Raw genomic sequence first — 17,426 nt, forward strand, 5'->3', positions numbered from 1 at the left:
GCCGACAGCGACAGCTCTCCGTCGGTTCGTCGGAGATCTTCTCGTCAAGACCACCAGCACAACAGCTCCGCCGTGGAACTCAGGCTTCAGAAACAGCTAGCCGAGAATGCTTTGTGAGGTACTGAGTATCCATCGACGACGCAGGGGTAGCATCTATCGAGTATGAAACAGGCCATGCTGTTTGACGCGAATGAGCGGTTATCGCCCTGAACTTACCGAAGCGATCCATCACATTAAGATGGTTTCTCACCAACTGGATTTGACGTGGAACAGCCGTTCCGTAGGTTTGTGTCTAGCAGCCAGTTTAATGGGAGCAGTGGCAAAAAGGTATACTACGAGGTGCAGTTGATTCTACTATGAGCCCTCCCCCCTCACGTCGTCAGCTTCTCGCACTCGGTGGTTCAGCCGGGACAATCGCCCTCGCTGGATGCCTTGATTCCATCACAGGAAATGATCAGGAGGTCTGCGCTTCGGGCTATCGTGACGTCGGAGACGTGTTCACGAAGCGGTCGATCGTGGACTATCTTCGGTATGCATCGTTGACGGTGCCACAATCTATTGCGCCAGGTGAGCAATTCGTGGCGACACTCACAAACGAGTCCACTGACCCACTCACCACACTGGGGAAACCTCGATATATGATTCAGCGGTTAACCCCTGATGGCACGTGGCGGAATACCATCGGCGTGCCCGAAGAGTACGAGTGGTCGCCGTCGCAACGAGTGCTGGAACCAGGCGAAGAACTCCGCTGGGAAATGACACTCAGTGCTAACGAATTTTCAGGCCCGTTCCAACGGTGTACGATACATACACCAGCCACCTACCGGTTCATCTACTGGGGTTTCTCCGAACATGATGCAGGCATCGCGCTCGCTGCTCCATTCGAGGTCGTTGAATAGCGGCGAGTATGATACCCTCAGAGGCTATCGCTCGCAGAGTTGCAGTTCAAGACCGCAGTTGGTGAAATCAGTAGATCAGAGCTATTCCCGGACTCCAATGTGATTATATATACTATGGACGCAAAACCAAGAATTATGTCATCCAGAAGACGGTTTCTAACAACGGTTGGCGTGAGTACAACCGTTGCGACGTGCGGCTGTACCGGCCTATTCACATCTGATGACGATGTTCCCGGACCAAACTATCCAAGCGGGACGCTATGGGTCTATAATACCTCTCAATTCGACCTCTCGGTGACAGTCACAACGGTTGACCACTCATCACCAGCAACCTTCGAGGAAGTGATTCCATCGGGTGATACCGAGATTCGGGATGAGTTCGTCTCAGCCCCGGCTGGGTCTTCTGTCACGCTGAAGGCGCGTGTCGAGTCGTTCGCTGAAGATTCGATTTCGTTCTCATTCATGCCGAACGGTGGCGGTCCTGAGGATGATACGCCATCACAATACGCTCGTTTACATATCCCCGGTGCTGACGGCGACGTCAACTGGCAGGCAAGAGCAGCAAGCGAGTAACGCCGAGCCAGGCGGTGGATTTCTTGATCGATTCGCTCCCCACAAAGCGTTTAACCCCCATATTCTTATACATTTTTATGCCCGATAAATACAGGTCTCGGCTTCCAATCTGTCTTCTCACACTCATTATTGTCACCGCTGGCTGTCTGGGAACCCCACCAACCGATCCAACCACGACCTCACCAGCCGACTCCACAGAACCAGCACCTGCGACGATATCTGAAATGGCCGACCATCTCACGGTTCACGAAGAACTCACGACTAATCACACCTACCATGCTGAGAACAATACTATCGAGTACATCGAGGAATACCGGACGTCGGTTAACGAAACGACTGGGAATGTAACCAAAGAACCGGTCTACGGGACTGCTCCCGCAGACTTTTGGCTAAAGCACATGGGTACATCGATTGCTGCTCAAGCAGTCCGTCAAGAACTCACTGCGAATGCGTCCAATCAAACCTTAGACGGCATCACGGTTGAAGCAGCCTCCAAACCGACGGTGCACGTCGCAGTCGTCTGGACGCGCAACAAGGTCGGTGACACCACCCAAACGCCACGTCTCTCCCAAGAAACCCTCCGCGAAAACATCCCGGAGGACGTAACTGTCACACTCAGTGTCGGCGAAAAGCAAATGACGCGAACCTACAACGTCACCGTCGAAGAACGAACCAAACTATGAGCGGTGATATGGGCTTTGAACGGCTGGGTGTTCCGATTAGCGGGACTGTCAGTCTGAGGAAAGGGCTGTAATCGTTCCGCAGGTGCCTGCAGCGAGGATTTCATCGCCAAAGTAGATTGAAATTGTCGCGTTGTCGCCGGGGCAGTTTGTCGCGTCGTATCGGAATTCCTGGGACTGTCCACGATCGGTTTCCACAGTAATCTGGTCTGGAGCTGTTGAGAAGCGATTTGTTGAATCTCCCTTCTGTGCAGCTAGCGTGTACTCTTCTGAAAGAATTAGATCACCAGTATCAGTCCTCGCTGTAAGCGAGACCGCCGTTGGGTTTTCTGTCGCGTTCAATACCATGATTTTGTACGTATAGCTGTTGTCTCCCGAATTCAACAATCCCATACATCCGGTGAGACCAACCAACCCAGAGCCAACAGTTGTCGCAAGAAACTGTCGTCGTGAGACCATCTCGGTACTTGAAAGATTAGCGGCCAGCTATTATAATCTTCTTGTACCACTAATCGCGGTAGTTGCCAATACGGTTTCTTTATTCAGAGACGATTAATCGTCGTGCTTAGTTATCGCGTCGTTGTTCCTCGATTTCTTCTGCTTGTTTGTTTATTTTGGCGAGTTCACGGACTCGCTGGCTGTCCGACCCACCGTGGCCGATTCGGACGGACAAGTCCAGCGGGGACGGAACAAAGCGCCCCTCGGATTCCTCCCCGCCGGATTCTTCACCGGATTCCCCCTTTGATTCCTCACCTCCTCTGAATAAGGAGAGGAACACCTCCCACACACTGAGGATCATAAGCGACGCCTTTGAGTTATTGGAAGATAAGTATTGTTGCAGTTTCATTAGTAGGGCCAATTAATCGGTAGCTCACCTGTACTTACCGAAGCTACTCAACCAACAAGGCGGGTTCTTACCAGTTGATTTGGTGTGGTACAATCGCTCAGTAGGCCTGCAATCACACTGTTGAGTAATCCATCCGGTAATAGTCATCTTGATAGATAATAACTCGATGAGCATTTTCTCCAGACATTTTAAACTCGTTGTGTTGATTGAGGGCCACCCCATTTTGTTCAAGGGCTTTTTCGAAGAGTTCCTGCTGTTCCTGAGTCAACTCGCTGAATTCGTATATCTCGCCGTCAGAGTAGCGGGAGAGGTCCGATTCGTCGATTTGCGTGACGGTGAGACGAACGCCAGACTCAGTGAGTCCTTCCCTAGTTGCTCTCGATGATGTCGTATCCGTTGCTGTCTCCGATTCTGGCGTTGCAGTTCCGAGAGTTTCATCGGATCCTGTTGGAGACCCACTGTCATCCGAGGAACAGCCTGCCAACCCCGCTACCGCAGCTGCCGATCCAAGAAGAACGTGGCGTCGCTTCATACCGGAACGCTTCCACGGCTCCGGTAAGTGCTTTCTTGGTATTCAACGAGCCGGTTCACGAACCAAGAAACCGATCACGGCGTCGTAATAAGGACACGGAGAGTGAACCAAAGCAGGCGAGCCTCGATTTGTAGTTTCGTGTTAGAGGAAGCGGCCAGCAGCGATAAATCCACCAACAGAGACCATCGCGAGAATCAGTGCTCCGAGGAATACGATGAGGTCACGGCTTGTTTCGGGTGCAAGTGCGAGCGCGCCACCGAGAAGTGTACATCCACCAATCGCTGGGATGACCGCAGCTTGGACGCCGGCAACACCATGGAGGGCGGCGAGCCCGAGAAGCGTAACTGCGAAAACGACACTCAGCGCGCTGCCTGTGTACCGGACTGCGGTTGCAACTGTCATAGGGAATGATGGCAGGTACCTATCAAAATAGTTCTGGTGAGTCAAGCACCTGTACGAGACAAGAGATGAGTTTGCCGAAGTTGACATCCTCCTCCGCCTGAAGGCGGAGGAATCCCGAGCGGTGGGAGTGCCAGGTTTGCAACCATGGATGCCGCCACTTTACGGGAGTTCACATCTAACCCAGTCGTCGTGGTCGGTGGCTGGTTAGCCGTGCCAAGCGGCTGTTACTCCTATCCTCCGTGTCGGTGACTCCCAGCTGTTGTTTTTGCCAGCAGGGAGTCGCTGACAGTTCAACGGACTCGGAGGTATCGTCGGGCTTGCTCAGGCCGACGGGCACACGGCGAACCCTTCGAGGATTCGTGTTCACCGCGTCGGCGTTTCGGATACTGTCTCATTGAGTGGCGGGCTGGCCGCCTCCGAAGGTCGTTCGGAATCCGCTCCGTTCCGACCTGACCTTACTGCTGTATAGCAGTTTTTGGCACTTGAAAGTATGGATTGGAAACTCAGCTATGCAATTGGCGGTGGAACGTATCACCGAGTGACGGCGCGTATCCACGGCGTGAACGCCGTGGTATTGCGCCTGTTCAGCGTATAATATTCAGCGCCAGCAGCAAGCAGGATGATCGCGAGGAAGAACGGCCAGGCACCGTAGTATAGCACCGTGAATGATTCCATCGATGTGAAGAATGGGTCCCAGAAACAGTATCCCGTGAACAGGGCAGTCAACAGGTGTTGGCTGGGGAGTCGGTTCCGGACAGCAAGGTGGGCAGCACAGATTCGGCGTTCGAATTTCTACAAACCACCAATTAGGGAACATTCCTCTGTTGGAATCCTATTAGTCAAATACTATCATGGTGAAACAGCCGCTCAGTAGGATGCAAGTCTACCGATGACCGCTCAGCCAGCGTCGTCGAAATCCTCATACAACCTCCTCTGTAAGTTTGGCTATGGGTTTGCTCTCCACCGACGGTGACCGAATTATAGCGGTCGCACTCGGTGCCTGCTTGCTGGTGGCGTATCTACTCGTGAATCCGTTCGAACGTACATCAGACGTAGTTGCGACCGGCCTAAGTGGAATTCCCGTCACGCTGCTTATTTTTGGTGTAACAGGAGTTTCGAGACGCTCTGCCGTCCGTATCGGCGGAGCGAGCACGCTGGGACTGATGATTGGCACGTACCTCCAAACGGCTGGAATTGTTGGCTAACGCTGACTGCTTCCCTATTGAGGGGCAACAGGGCTGTACCTCAATTGATAGACTCACTTCCTATAATGAGCAACCATCTGAACCACAAATCCAACATATATAGTGGGCGCTCAGTTCCCTCAATATCCTTGAAGAGCAGCGTTCGCTAGCTAATACTCGGATCGAGCATAGAACAATCCCCCAATCCTTATCTCGAAATGGGAAGAAACTGATTCTATGAAGAAAGAAACCGAAGTGCAATTAGGAATTCTGCTCGTGCTGTTCGGGGGGTTTATCCTCATCAGCACTAGTTCGCTCCCGATGGACTTCGAAGTCGGGATTATGCTAATCGGATTAGCGGTGGGCGTAGTCGGCGCACTCCGTCCAGGAGAATAACTCGATAATACGGCCGGCAACGTCCTCGAGGCTGATAGTCAACCATCTCAGATTAGCAATTCAATAAGCACACCTAAGACAAATCCCGAAACATGCCCTCCACCACGATCGCACGAACGGAATGCCGGCGGTATCTACGTGGAAAGACCGCGTGGCTTGCCGCCCTGGTGTTCATCGTCTTCAGTCGAATCGCAGCCCGACCCGGCCCAGAGGCCGCTCAAATCATCGGCAACGCAGTCTCACTGGTTCACGCCCAGTCCGCAACCGCACTCGTCGTCCCGTTTGCTGCTGCCGCCCTCGGCTTCCGAGCCATCACCCGCGAACGCGAATCCGGCACAGCCCGCATCCTCCTCGGCACCAAAACGACCCGGCCTCGCCTCGTTCTCGAAATGGTCCTCGGACGCGGGACAGCCCTCCTCATCCCAATCCTCACCGCTACCATCCTCGTCGTCGGACACGACGTACTCCGGTACGGCCAATCCTCCCCGGTGCTGTTCCTCGGGTTTCTCGCCGTCTTGACAGCGTACGTGTTCGCGTGGACTGGATTAATCGTCGGACTCTCGGCCGCTAGCTCGTCAACGACTCGCGCACTCATCCTCGGAACCATCGTGACCATCAGCCTCACACTCTGGAACGGCATCACGCTCCCACTCGTATGGCAGTTCACGACTGGTTCCACTCCTGGAAGCGAGCTCGCGCATCCCAAGCTGTTTGAGATAGCCGGCTGGCTCTCACCCAGTAGTGCGTTCCTCGTGCTCACGAACTGGCTGTTCGGCGTCCCCATCGGCCCCGATACCGCCATCACGGAGGTTACCGATGCGCTACGCCGATCAGCGGCGTTCGCTCCAACACCCCCACCGGTTTCCCCGTGGTGGGCAGTGGGGTTCCTGCTAGCGTGGCCGGCGCTCGCGCTCGCGGGCGGTATCACAATCTTCCAGCGCGGCGACCTCGCCCCACATAGTCAGAGCGAGCCATTCCGCCGCCTCGTCGACGCCATGCCATCCCTGCCCCGGCTCGGCGGTCGCTACACCAACTGGCTGCCGGGACGGGGTCGAGTCGTCGATTCACTGCCCGGGTCGTGGCAGCCACTTGCCCGCCGTGAATTCCACCGGCTCGCCCGCAGCCCAATCGTCTGGCTCGTCGGTGCACTCGTGTTCGTCGCTGCCGTCCTCAGTCTCTCACAACCCACGTACATTCAGGAGGCGCTCAGCTCGCGCGTCCCGCTGGCTGCCCTGCAGACACCGCTGGATTTCATCGGCGGGTTCGGCGTGCTCTTCGGGACGTTCCGGGCTGTGATTCGCGAGCGGGACACGGGCGCGATTCGGTTCACCGCCGGCACCTCAGTGTCACGCACACAGACGCTCGTCGGCTTCACCCTCGGCCGCGCAGCCGCATTCGCTATTCCATTAGTTCTCGCGGTCACCCTCACCTGTCTGGTCGCCGTTCCCCAATACGGCGTCGTTCCGCTCGATACGTTCGCAGTCTTCCTCGCGTACATCCTGTTGTTCGTCGGCGTGATGGCTGGGATTGGCGTCTCGCTGTCGACGGTTCTGCAGAGTCAAACAGTCGCCGGATTCACGGTCCTCGCCCTCGCCGCCGTTTACCTCACGTGGTTCCAGATCTCGAACACGCTCTACGGGGCGCTCTCGGGCACGACCGTCTCGGGGTTTTCTCCACCGGCCAATCCACTCTACTTGGTCGTTCGCTGGCTCCCACCGCTACGACTCTCAACCGTCGTAACGAATGCGATTCTCAGCGTTCCGAACTCCGCAGCCTCCGCGACCAACGTTATCCGTGAACTACAGCCGAATCAGTTCTCCAATCTGATCGTCGTCCGAATACAGTACGGATCTGACGTGCCCGTCTGGTATCTACATCCGTCCGTCGCCCTAGTCGAATTGCTCCTGTGGGCGCTCGTCCCCTTTGCGGTTGCTGTCGCGCTCTACCGTCGTCGAAGTATCGATTAATCGGCTCGGGCGTCAGCCAGCTCGACGAAGGCGTCCTCGATCGTTCCTTGCTCGACGTCGAAGGACCGAATGCTCACTCCCGCATCTTCGAGCGTCCGAAGGACTTGGTAACCGGCGGTCCGTGGACACGTAACCACGAGTTCGCCGGCCTCGTAGGTGGCGTCCTCGACGCCGTCGAACTCGCGGACGCCTGCCATCGCCGCGTCCTCATCAGCTGTTTCGATGTGAAGCCGGGTTTTCACGCCGGCTACGTCGCGGAGTTCGGTCGGCGTACCTTCAGCAATCAATTGGCCATTGGCGAGCAGGCCGACTCGGTCGCAGACTCGTTCGACTTGGTCGAGAACGTGACTGGAGAAGAAGACGGTCGCCCCCCGGTCACGCTCGGCCTTAACGACATCTCTCACGAGGCGGACGCCGTAGGGGTCGAGGCCGGAGAACGGCTCGTCGAGGATGAGAAGCTCGGGCTCGCCGGCGATCGCCATCGCAAGCCCGAGTCGTTGCTGCATCCCCTTCGAGTAGCCGCCAGCGCGCTGATCGATTGCGTCGCCAAGGCCGACGCGGTCGAGAACCACTTCGGGGTCGCCAGTGGCGTCGTTGGCATCGAGGACGTATTCGACGTGTTCGCGCCCGGTGAGAGTACCGTAGACGCCGAACCGGTCGGGGAGGATGCCGGTTCGGGCGTGAATCTGGCTGGCGTCTTCTTGCGCGTCCAGTCCGAGAACGGTGATGCTGCCCGTGGACGGGCGCGTGTAGTTCATCAGCATGTCGATGGTGGTGGACTTTCCAGCGCCGTTCGGTCCGAGGAAGCCGTAGACGACGCCGTCTTCGACTGTAAGGTCAAGGTCCGCGACGGCCGGTTCACCACCGTAGCGTTTGGTAACTCCAGTCGTCTGAATCGCAGTCATCGCGATACCGCCTCCTGTGGAGTGTCGAGACTGCGAATCGAGTGTCGAATGGTTGTTCGGAGGGCCATATTCTCGATACGCTGAATTCGTGTAAAAATTTTGCCGTTCGATATACTACCGATAGCGAGGATTGTCACGGAAACAGCTCGGGTCAAAAAATGGCGCGGGGATACTTGAGCTCCGGTGCAGTCAGCCGGTCGGGGCCTTCTTGTCGATCACTTCGTGGTCGCCGTTCTCCTTCCCTTCCGTGACGGTCGTGGCTTCGCCGCCACGTGTGACGCCGACGAGTTCGAACGCGTACTTGGCGGACAGAGTTGCGATGAACGACGAAGCGCCTTCGTTGATGTTATCCTCGGTCTTCCCTTGGAACGTCGCGTACGGACCGGGAAGCGAGTACTGGAGCTGCTGGGAGGGATTCTTGTAGTCGTCGCCACTGTAGTCCCAGCTGAGGATCTGCTTGTGGACGTAGACCGTGCCTTGGACCGGAACCGACCCCTCGGCTTCGACGGTCTCAGTCGCGGTGGTGTAGCTGTCGTTAGTCTGGAAACCCGCAGAGTTGGAGTACGTGGTGACTTCCAGATCAGCATTCATGTAGAGGTCAACGATCGCCTCTTTCTGCGCCTTGGAGAGGTCCTTGGCGTACTCCTTTTGATCGGAGAAGTCGCTGACGTCGTCGAGGAATCCGCCGACTTCGTCGCGTTTGTCGGGGTTGAAATCCGTGTCGACGCCGCCGTCGGCCAGGGCCGAACCCACACTCGCACCACCGAAACCGGCGGCGGTTGCGAGCGCGATCCCGCTGATCCTCAGGATACTTCTCCGCCGTCTAAACAAGGCCGAATACTTTCTTAGACGGAACTTTGAACTGGAACGCTGGAGTGTTTGAATACATGAGCCGGATTGTTCAGTTGATTCGTGAGCACATTGATTTCGATTCGCGGCTCCGAAATCCTGTACAATGGTTACTCTGGCTTTCAACGGCATTCCTAGTGGTTGTCGTCGTGTTCGATTGGCGGCCACCTGAGGTGTTTGAGCCGCTCTTTCTGGCAAGTATATTCCTTCCTGGTCTTGGGGCGGTCATTCTACTGCTGTTGTATATGGCTATAGGACCGTTCGGTTCAGATCAAACATGCTTAAACTGGTAGACGGGCATCCCTTCGAACATGTCCTCCATATCCCGTCGCCAATACCTGAGTACGGTCCCTGCAACAGCAATCGCAGCAGTCGCTGGCTGCCAACAAAATTCGTGTACGCCGACCGAACCCAAGCCAGCAGAGTGGCCTCAATTCCAGGGTGGCGCTTCGAATACCAACGCTGCCATAGATTCGGCGTTTGGATTTCTATAAACCACCAATTAGGAGATATGCCTCTGTGGGAATCCTATTGGTCAAAACTATCTACGGTGAAACAGACTCTCAGTAGAGATGCGAACTTCAAGGTATCCACCCGTTAGGAGTCAAGGTAGTTACTGAGGAAAATTGTGAGGTTGACTGCGGTGTAGAGCGTGTACCCGAGTAGAAGGATTATAACGCCCATCATAACCATCCATTCAAATTGCCCTTTCATAGTGTGGAGGACGTGTCGTGAAGGTATAGACTTTCTGTACACCGGAACGGATATTCCCTGTACTTACCGAAGCGGCTCATCATATTGAGACGGGTTCTCACCAGCTGATTTGGTGTGGAACAATTGCTCAGTGGATGTGTGAATTTCTCGATGCAATATTGATGGCGCGTTCACGTATAGCGCAATTCCCAAAACGTGAGTTAATTAGAAGGGATTTCGGTTCCGTGGACGGCCTGTTCAATCCCCCGGAACAACCCGTGAATCAAGAGTGCTGACCCAACAATAAACAGAATCAGTACTTCACAAAGCCGCTTAGTTAGAACGTCTGCTTGCTGAAGGTGTGTCTACGACCCAGCAAGCAGACAGTGAGATTCACGAGGACCAGCTTCTTAACTTTCTCGTCAACAGCCTTGACGAGGAAGTTCCACTTTCCTTAGCCAATAACGCTGAAATCACTGCTGAGGACATCTATGAGGTCCTCGTCGGCGCTTGCGCCGACGGGACCTCTGTCTCTACGCTCTGTGCTTCGAGTCAGAACGGCCCCGATGCCAACACGATCCTCTACCATCTCCGGACGAAGTTCGAGCCCGAACGGCTCGAACGAGTCGCTAACACGCTTCTTCGACGAGATATCGTCGAACTGCTTCCTGAGCAGGTGGAGGTCTGCGCAGACCTCCACCTGCGGCCCTACTACGGTGATGAAGACGACACGGAGAACCTCTATCACTCGGAAGCCAAGCGTGGAACCACCGCATTCCACGCCTACGCCACACTCTACGCGCGTGTGAAGAACAAACGCTACACGCTGGCGGTGCGCCGTCTCGAAGACGGCGATACCGCCAGCAGCGTCCTCGCTGAGTTCTTCGGTGTCCTCGACGGCCTTGACACCGAGGTCAAGGCCGTCTATCTTGATCGCGGATTCTACGACAGCAAGTGCCTCACGCTGCTTCAAGCGCATAACTACGCGTACGTGATCCCGATCATCCGGTGGGGTGAGGCGATTCAGCAAGAGCTCTCGGAGGGGTGGAGTCGTATCATTCAGCATGATCTGACAGGGAAACTCGACGGTCACAGCTGGACCGTCGAGTTTCCCGTCTACATCGATTGTACGTACCTGAACGGGAAGTATGACGAGAACGGTGTGGCGCGTCACGGCTACGCCGCTGACGCGCCGTTCATCAAGACACCACGCGACGCTCGATACCACTACGCGAAACGCTTCGGTATCGAATCGAGCTATCGGTTGTCCGAGCAAGCGATAGCGACGACAACGACACAAGATGCGACGGTGAGACTGCTGTACGTCGTGGTGAGTCTGCTGTTACAGAACGTCTGGCGGTATCTGCACTACGAATATGTGGCGACGCCCCGCCGTGGCGGGCGTCGCCTGTGGTGGTGGCCGTACAAGGAGTTCGTGAATATGGTTCGACGGGCCGCGTGGACGGCCCTCGCGGTGCGTCGGGCCGTTCCCGCGAATCGACCACCAGACGACCGGTTCCACCGGTAACACTCGACCGATCCAGCGTCTTCGCAAGTGGCAACGCTGTCGTGTCGGCGGCTGAGCGCCGCCGACAGCGACAGCTCCGGCCAATTTATCGGTGATTAACTGGTGAGAATCGACGATAGAATCGCTTCGACACAGAACTCACGCTTCAGAATCAGTTAGCCGAGGACGCTTTGTGAGGTACTGAGAATTAATGCGAGCGCGGCACCAGTATCCCCGTTGTTGGACAGCAGTATCGTGTTTTGTGAGGCCTTGAGGAGTAGCGTATTAAGTGTCGTATACGCTGTAATCGCTAGTAGTAGGAGTCCAGCGGTACTTTCGATAGTGGCTGACCGATAATCCATTACTACATATTGGTACCTCAGAAACACGCAAAAATCTTGGTGCATGGGGTAGCCGTTAGGCCCCGGTACGAGCGACACGCCATGTACTTGGGGTGTGCCTGCTTCGGAGATGTTATCCCGAACACATTTCAGCATCGGCGTGGAATATCCTTCTGGGTCCCCACCCATCCCCGTTGAATAATGCCCGTCACCCCATTCCACCTTGGGCCTGCCCTCCTTCTGGGAGTTGTCGTCTACATGTGGCTTGACCTGCCAGCACTCTTGGTGGGAAGTGTCGTCGTCGACGTGCGTGCTGCGCTTGTCGTGTTCGGGCCACTTAAGCCACCAATCCACGGCATCCTCACGACATTCGTCGGCGGCACTATTATCGCAGGCCTGCTCACGGTCGGGTTCTCGTTACTCCCCCGCACCGTGGTCGAGACGTTCCGTTGCATCGTTATTCACCTGCTTGGGCGTCGATGTACTCCTCGATGACCTCGCTTCAAGAAGCCGTCGATACGGGAGGTCAAGATATTCGCGGAGACCATGGATCACAACGACCACCCAGTCAGCGTGGCCGCCGTCGCCCTTCTTGACTGCTAGTGAGGCATCGCCAGAGACAGCACGTTTAGCCAACGTTACAAGACGATCTGTGAAGCGCGAGAGTCGAGAGGGCACACTACTCGGGTCTGACTCAGAGGTCAGTTAGCTCACCGGAGTGAGTTGTTCTCTACCGCGTCTAAACAAGGCCCAAACTACTAAACTGTAGTCGTCACTCTGACTGTCTATGCCCTCCATTTCACGTCGTCAATACCTTGGCGCGATTTCTACAACAGCTCTTACAGCAATAGCTGGCTGTCAGTCAAATTCCTGTACCCCATCAGAACCAGGAAACACTCACTGGCCACAATTCCGTGGCGGCAGCCGGAATACCAACGCCGCTCCGGATTTCCCGGCGCTCACATCCAGCGGTAGCTACTGGACAACTGACCTCGAGGACACAATCGATATCGTTGGGATCGCCACCGCAAGGAATCGGATCGTCGTTGTTGGGTCGGAAACCGGACAGAACGGCGGTGTGCTCACCACGATCCAACTCAACGACGGAAGCTCAGATACCGCTCACGAGCTCGAACGGGGTGCAACCAGTCCACCAGCCCTTGTGGGTTCTCTTGCGATTACACCAGTGCTTGGAGATTACACGGACCCATCGACAGGTGGTGTCGTAGCAATCGACCTCGACAGTTGGACTGAATCGTGGACGCACGAAATCGATGGGCGTCCGAATGCCCCCACAGTTAGCGAAAACCTCGTCATCGTCAGCAGCGACCAAGGAGACGTCACTGCGATTGATGCAGGCTCTGGAGACATCGAGTGGACGCGAAACTTCGGTGACGATCATCAGAATGCAGCGATACCAGCCCCGCCAGCGATCGACAGTAATCGCGTCTACGTGAGTGCCCAAGGATCCGCCATGCAGGGGGTTTACGCGCTTGATCGTGACTCCGGTGAAACGCTATGGTCGATACCTGGACCGGATATTCCAGCGCCATTCGTTCGGGCTGGCGATGTCGTCTTAGGGAGTTACCGTGAGTACGAGCTTGCAGCATTTGATGTAGAGACTGGGAAGAGCCAGTGGTCGCAAGCGATTCACGGTGGCAGATTATTTGCACCGGCTGTCGCGGATGATCGCGTGTTCAGCGCGGATCGAGAAACGGTCTACGCGCTCTCGCTTGGACGTGGCGAGAGCGACTGGGAAACGGAGTTGACGGTACGAGGGGTACCGTTGGTCGTCGGCAACTCGGTCGTAGTGCCGACACAGGACGGGCTTGTTGGTCTCAGTATTGAGGATGGAACCGAACGATGGACGATTTCAGAGTCGCCTGATACAGCGTGTGTCCCTGTTGAAAACGGCCTAATATACGCCGTTGAAAACTCGGTGACGCTACGAACAACCTGTAAGTGACCGCTCTACGTTCGAGGGATCGAAGTCCAGGTGCTAAACGGTGAGACGCTAGCTACGTCGGCGGCACGCTCGCAGGCATTCTCGGAATTAGTGCTTTTAGTGATCAAGTGAACGACCTCCACTAGAGTTACTTCCTCAAATAAGATGAGTGCATGAAAATTCCCGCGATATTGTTCACTGGCTGATTTGAAGTGGCGGATGAGATAATAGAACGAATCACAGGATGAACAGCGTATCTGCTAAGTAGGAGCATACCAGAACCCGAAATAATGCCGTCAATCAGTGAACTCGCTCAAAACGAACGCCCCCTCGATGAAGACGGGGCGCTGAGAGTCGTCGATATGAACGACGACACCGCGGCTTCCTTGTTCAAAAGACTGGGAGACGAGACCACGCTACAGATCTATACGGCAATCCAGCAAGAACCGAAAATCGCGTCAGAACTCACAGAGCTATCTGGAACAACGCTTCAGAATGTCCATTACCATCTCAACAAGCTCGAAGACGCCGGGTTGATTGAGTCTGTTGACACCTGGGTGTCTGAGACAGGCAAAGATATGGACGTGTACGGGCCGACGAATAACCCGTTGATCATCAGTTTCTCCTCGAAGGAAGATGCAAGCAGGATTCGGTCGAAGATTTCGGATGTGCTTGGGGGTGTCGGCGCTGTCTCCTTCGTGAGTTTGGTGGTTGAGTATCTTGTCGGGTTCTTTACGGAGCCGGCTGACCCTTGGAGGGAAGTGGGAGCGGGTGGATATGATAGCGGAGGGTTTCCGTTTGCTGATGTTTTCGTTCAGTATCCGGGGCTTTGTGTATTCGTTGTCGGTCTTGCCGTGATTGCTCTGTATCGGCTTTTCATTTCGTCAGATCGTGGCGCGAATATCACGCTGTGAACTTCAAATCACAATTTGATGTTACTCAAGGTTCATCTCGGTCCGGTCGCTTGGGCATGATATGGCATCGTCGGTCTGCGAAACGATTGACGTCGTTCTGAAGCGGGAAGAGATTCTCAGACTCATCTGTGAAAACCAGCCCGACAAGCGAGACCTCGTCGATGCTGTCTCGGAATCCCGGCCGACAATCGATCGTGCAATCCGAGAGTTAGAAGACCGCGAGTTGGTTCGGCGAACGGATGGAATCTGCAAACCAACATATACCGGAAAGATAGCATACGAGCTATGCCGTGATTTTAAGTCTGCGTTCGAGACGTTGGATGAAACAAGCACTGAGTTATCGTCGCTACCGCTTGATGCTGAGCTGGACAAAGCAATCTTTCAGACTGGATCTGTGTTCCATCCACCAGACTACGCACCGTATGGGAGAATTAAGCCGCTGCATAATGACCTCAAGAGTAGTGCAGAGGTTGTTGCCGTGACAGGCATTCTAATCCCACAAATTACTCGCATTCTCAGGCAGGGTTTGGAGGACAGCGGTGATATTGAGCTGTTAATCAGCAACGAGGTGTTCGACGTTCTTCTTGAAAATCAGCCAGAGACAATCCTTCCACATATTGAATCAGGGGATGCAGTCTACAAAGATGCTGGAGTCTCCCGATACAGTCTGCTTCTCATCGACGACGAGATTCTCTATACGGTGATCTATTCGCAGACAAATCACCTCTCTGCTGTTGTTCGAAATACGAATCACCAGGCGGTTCAGTGGTCGAAAGAGCACATTTCGGAGCTGAAGAAGGAAGCCACACTACTGACGGCTTGACATCCTCCTCCGCCTGAAGGCGGAGGAATCCCGAGCGGTGAGAGTTTCAGGTCTGCAACCATGGACGCCACCACTTCACGGGAGTCCGCATCTAACCCAGTCGTCGTGACGGTGGCTGACTGGCGGTGCCAAACCGCCGGTACTCCTATCCTCCATCATGTTTGGATTCGCCGTGTTGTTTTTGCCACGGAGAGTCCAGTAGACTTCGACGGACTCGGAGGTATCGTGGGCTTGCTCGACTGACGGGCACAAGACGAATCCTTCGAGGATTCGCGTTCACCACGTCGGCGTTTTCGGATACTGCCTCGTCACGAGGGTGGACAGACCGCCTCCGAGGGTCGTTCGGAAGCCGCTCCGTTCCGACCTAACCGCACCACTATGTAGCGGTTCTGGTCGATTTAATGTATGGATTGGAAACTCAACTATGCAATTGTCGATGGAAGTGTCACTAAGTGACGGCGCGTATCCATGGCCTAAAGGCCGTGTATTGCGCCTGTTCACCGTATGACTCACGACACCGAGTGGACATCGTCGACGGACGCAATTGGAGTGTCCCATACTCGTATACCGATGGTTGCGTGTTATTTCCAGATTTGCCATTCGGAGCAAGACTGTTTGACCTCGATCGTGGTCTCACGTCGCTGTGTATCATCGTCAGGAGGAACTAGAATAAACGTAAATGACACGGTTACCCGATTGGGTTGTGTTTGGTTCTCTTGGATATTGGCGAGGCGATATTGGAAGGTATCGAGGTTCGAGATCTCCTCAGGCGTATGTTCGGATATTGGGCTGTCCTCATGTAGAAGTGCATTCGCTGTGTCGGCGTCACCTGCATACAACGCCTCATAGTATGCTTGAACGGTTGTAGTAGGTGTCTTTGTTGGGGGATTTGTTGGCCGGTTCGTTGCAGGAGTCTGAGAACTAGGTGAGTTGGGAGTGGTTGTTGGGCAAGAGGAGGTAGAAGGTGAGGATTCGGATGTCTGCGTCTCTGTTGTCTTCAGGACGCTTGATGTAGAGTTGCCACCAAGAGCTGTCGAACAGCCGCCCAGAACCGTCATCAAACCCAGGCCACTGAAAAGACATGCACGCCGCTTCATTATTTCTTGAGACAGATTTCTTCAATATAAGTATCGGGGATGGTTCGCTAGAACTGAAATTACACACCTACAATTGTAATGAGGACACTGATGGAGGAATAATTGCCGACTAAATAGGTATCCCCTCCAACGGCGGCGGTGTTCAGATAAGGATTGAAAGGTGAGGCGTAGCGTTTTCCGTGTGTCCATGACCGAAAACGCTAGCCTCAACGGTTGCATCGACCAGATCGAGTTAGGTTTTGTGGAGCGAGAAGCAACACCGCGGCTGTTGATGAAGCTCGGTATTCAGCTCCATCTTGCTGGACTATCACTTTCGAATACCGTTTCTATTCTTGAGATATTCGGTGTTGAACGAGCACGCTCCACCGTTCACAACTGGGTTCACAAAGCAGATCTACAGCCGGAGAACGGCCAAAATCCGGATCACGTTGCGGTCGATGAGACTGTGATCCAACTCGGTGACGAACGATATTGGCTGTACGCTGCTGTCGATCCCGAATCTAACGATTTACTCCATACAAAGCTTGAACCGGTGAGAACGAACGTTTTTGCTCATACGTTCTTCGCTGAATTACGCGAGAAACACGACGTCGATGACGCCGTGTTTCTCGTCGATGGAGCGACACCGCTCCAAGACGCATGTTCTCGTCACGGCCTCGATTTCAGATACGAACGCCACGGAAATCGAAATAGCGTCGAACGTGTCTTCCGAGAGATGAAACGGAGAACTTTCTGTTTCTCAAACTGTTTCAGAAACGCCGAAGCAGAAACTGTTGGTGAGTGGTTGAGATCGTTCGCCTTCGCATGGAATCAGCTTATCTGAACACTATCGTTTCAGCGGGGCGAATTTATTTATGCGAAGGAACTGACGT

Annotated in this window: 16 protein-coding genes and 1 pseudogene; 10 read left to right on the top strand and 7 right to left on the bottom strand. The window is 54.7% G+C overall.

Features of this window, described 5'->3' with window-relative positions:
• The first annotated feature begins 938 nt into the window (after positions 1-938).
• Both LPA46_RS17545 and LPA46_RS17550 read left to right on the top strand, forming a co-directional pair.
• Positions 939-1,472 (top strand): hypothetical protein, encoded by a 534-nt coding sequence (locus LPA46_RS17545; protein ID WP_230893636.1) that lies wholly within the window; start codon positions 939-941, stop codon positions 1,470-1,472.
• Between the two features lie 224 nt (positions 1,473-1,696).
• The gene (locus tag LPA46_RS17550) at positions 1,697-2,155 is read left to right on the top strand and encodes a hypothetical protein (protein WP_230893637.1); all 459 of its coding nucleotides are present in this window, start codon (positions 1,697-1,699) and stop codon (positions 2,153-2,155) included.
• A gap of 48 nt (positions 2,156-2,203) precedes the next feature.
• Here LPA46_RS17550 and LPA46_RS17555 read toward each other — a convergent pair whose 3' ends face one another.
• The 4 genes from LPA46_RS17555 to LPA46_RS17570 all read right to left on the bottom strand — a co-directional run bounded on the left by LPA46_RS17555 (position 2,204) and on the right by LPA46_RS17570 (position 3,933).
• A complete protein-coding gene (locus LPA46_RS17555; protein WP_230893638.1) occupies positions 2,204-2,545 on the bottom strand; it encodes a hypothetical protein in 342 nt (113 codons plus the stop codon).
• Between the two features lie 172 nt (positions 2,546-2,717).
• Positions 2,718-2,951 carry a hypothetical protein gene (locus LPA46_RS17560; RefSeq protein ID WP_230893639.1) on the bottom strand — a complete coding sequence of 78 codons (234 nt, stop codon included), beginning with the start codon at positions 2,949-2,951 and terminating at the stop codon, positions 2,718-2,720.
• 160 nt (positions 2,952-3,111) lie between these two features.
• Positions 3,112-3,531, bottom strand: a complete 420-nt coding sequence (locus LPA46_RS17565; RefSeq protein ID WP_230893640.1) for a hypothetical protein — start codon at positions 3,529-3,531, stop codon at positions 3,112-3,114.
• 141 nt (positions 3,532-3,672) lie between these two features.
• Entirely contained in the window at positions 3,673-3,933 is a 261-nt protein-coding gene (locus tag LPA46_RS17570) for a hypothetical protein (RefSeq protein WP_230893641.1), read from the bottom strand.
• Positions 3,934-5,354: 1,421 nt separating this feature from the next.
• On the opposite strand from LPA46_RS17570, the gene LPA46_RS17575 reads away from it, so the two are divergent.
• Together LPA46_RS17575 and LPA46_RS17580 are read left to right on the top strand one after the other, a co-directional pair.
• Positions 5,355-5,513, top strand: a complete 159-nt coding sequence (locus tag LPA46_RS17575) for a hypothetical protein (protein WP_230893642.1) — start codon at positions 5,355-5,357, stop codon at positions 5,511-5,513.
• A 92-nt stretch (positions 5,514-5,605) separates the two neighbouring features.
• On the top strand, positions 5,606-7,480 hold the full coding sequence (locus LPA46_RS17580; RefSeq protein ID WP_230893643.1) for an ABC transporter permease: 1,875 nt from the start codon (positions 5,606-5,608) through the stop codon (positions 7,478-7,480).
• On the opposite strand, the gene LPA46_RS17585 is transcribed toward LPA46_RS17580, so the two are convergent.
• Both LPA46_RS17585 and LPA46_RS17590 read right to left on the bottom strand, forming a co-directional pair.
• Positions 7,477-8,385 (bottom strand): ABC transporter ATP-binding protein, encoded by a 909-nt coding sequence (locus tag LPA46_RS17585; RefSeq protein ID WP_230893644.1) that lies wholly within the window; start codon positions 8,383-8,385, stop codon positions 7,477-7,479. The genes LPA46_RS17580 and LPA46_RS17585 overlap by 4 nt on opposite strands.
• A gap of 189 nt (positions 8,386-8,574) precedes the next feature.
• Positions 8,575-9,138, bottom strand: a complete 564-nt coding sequence (locus tag LPA46_RS17590) for a hypothetical protein (RefSeq protein ID WP_230893645.1) — start codon at positions 9,136-9,138, stop codon at positions 8,575-8,577.
• A 1,150-nt stretch (positions 9,139-10,288) separates the two neighbouring features.
• On the opposite strand from LPA46_RS17590, the gene LPA46_RS17595 reads away from it, so the two are divergent.
• Both LPA46_RS17595 and LPA46_RS17600 read left to right on the top strand, forming a co-directional pair.
• A complete protein-coding gene (locus tag LPA46_RS17595; protein WP_230893646.1) occupies positions 10,289-11,455 on the top strand; it encodes an ISH3 family transposase in 1,167 nt (388 codons plus the stop codon).
• Between the two features lie 521 nt (positions 11,456-11,976).
• The gene (locus LPA46_RS17600) at positions 11,977-12,270 is read left to right on the top strand and encodes a hypothetical protein (RefSeq protein WP_230893661.1); all 294 of its coding nucleotides are present in this window, start codon (positions 11,977-11,979) and stop codon (positions 12,268-12,270) included.
• Between the two features lie 6 nt (positions 12,271-12,276).
• On the opposite strand, the pseudogene LPA46_RS17605 reads toward LPA46_RS17600, so the two are convergent.
• Positions 12,277-12,453, bottom strand: a pseudogene (locus tag LPA46_RS17605) (IS5/IS1182 family transposase); the annotation flags it as partial.
• Positions 12,454-12,562: 109 nt separating this feature from the next.
• Between LPA46_RS17605 and LPA46_RS17610 the strand changes: the two are divergent.
• From LPA46_RS17610 to LPA46_RS17625, 4 genes are all read left to right on the top strand, one after another.
• Positions 12,563-13,741 carry a PQQ-binding-like beta-propeller repeat protein gene (locus LPA46_RS17610; protein ID WP_230893647.1) on the top strand — a complete coding sequence of 393 codons (1,179 nt, stop codon included), beginning with the start codon at positions 12,563-12,565 and terminating at the stop codon, positions 13,739-13,741.
• A 269-nt stretch (positions 13,742-14,010) separates the two neighbouring features.
• The gene (locus tag LPA46_RS17615; RefSeq protein WP_230893648.1) at positions 14,011-14,634 is read left to right on the top strand and encodes an ArsR/SmtB family transcription factor; all 624 of its coding nucleotides are present in this window, start codon (positions 14,011-14,013) and stop codon (positions 14,632-14,634) included.
• A gap of 61 nt (positions 14,635-14,695) precedes the next feature.
• A complete protein-coding gene (locus tag LPA46_RS17620) occupies positions 14,696-15,457 on the top strand; it encodes a helix-turn-helix transcriptional regulator (protein WP_230893649.1) in 762 nt (253 codons plus the stop codon).
• Positions 15,458-16,741: 1,284 nt separating this feature from the next.
• Positions 16,742-17,377, top strand: a complete 636-nt coding sequence (locus LPA46_RS17625; protein WP_230893650.1) for an IS6 family transposase — start codon at positions 16,742-16,744, stop codon at positions 17,375-17,377.
• Positions 17,378-17,426 lie beyond the last annotated feature (49 nt).

Source organism: Halobacterium sp. KA-6, assembly GCF_021029015.1.
Taxonomy (GTDB): Archaea; Halobacteriota; Halobacteria; order Halobacteriales; family Halobacteriaceae; genus Halobacterium.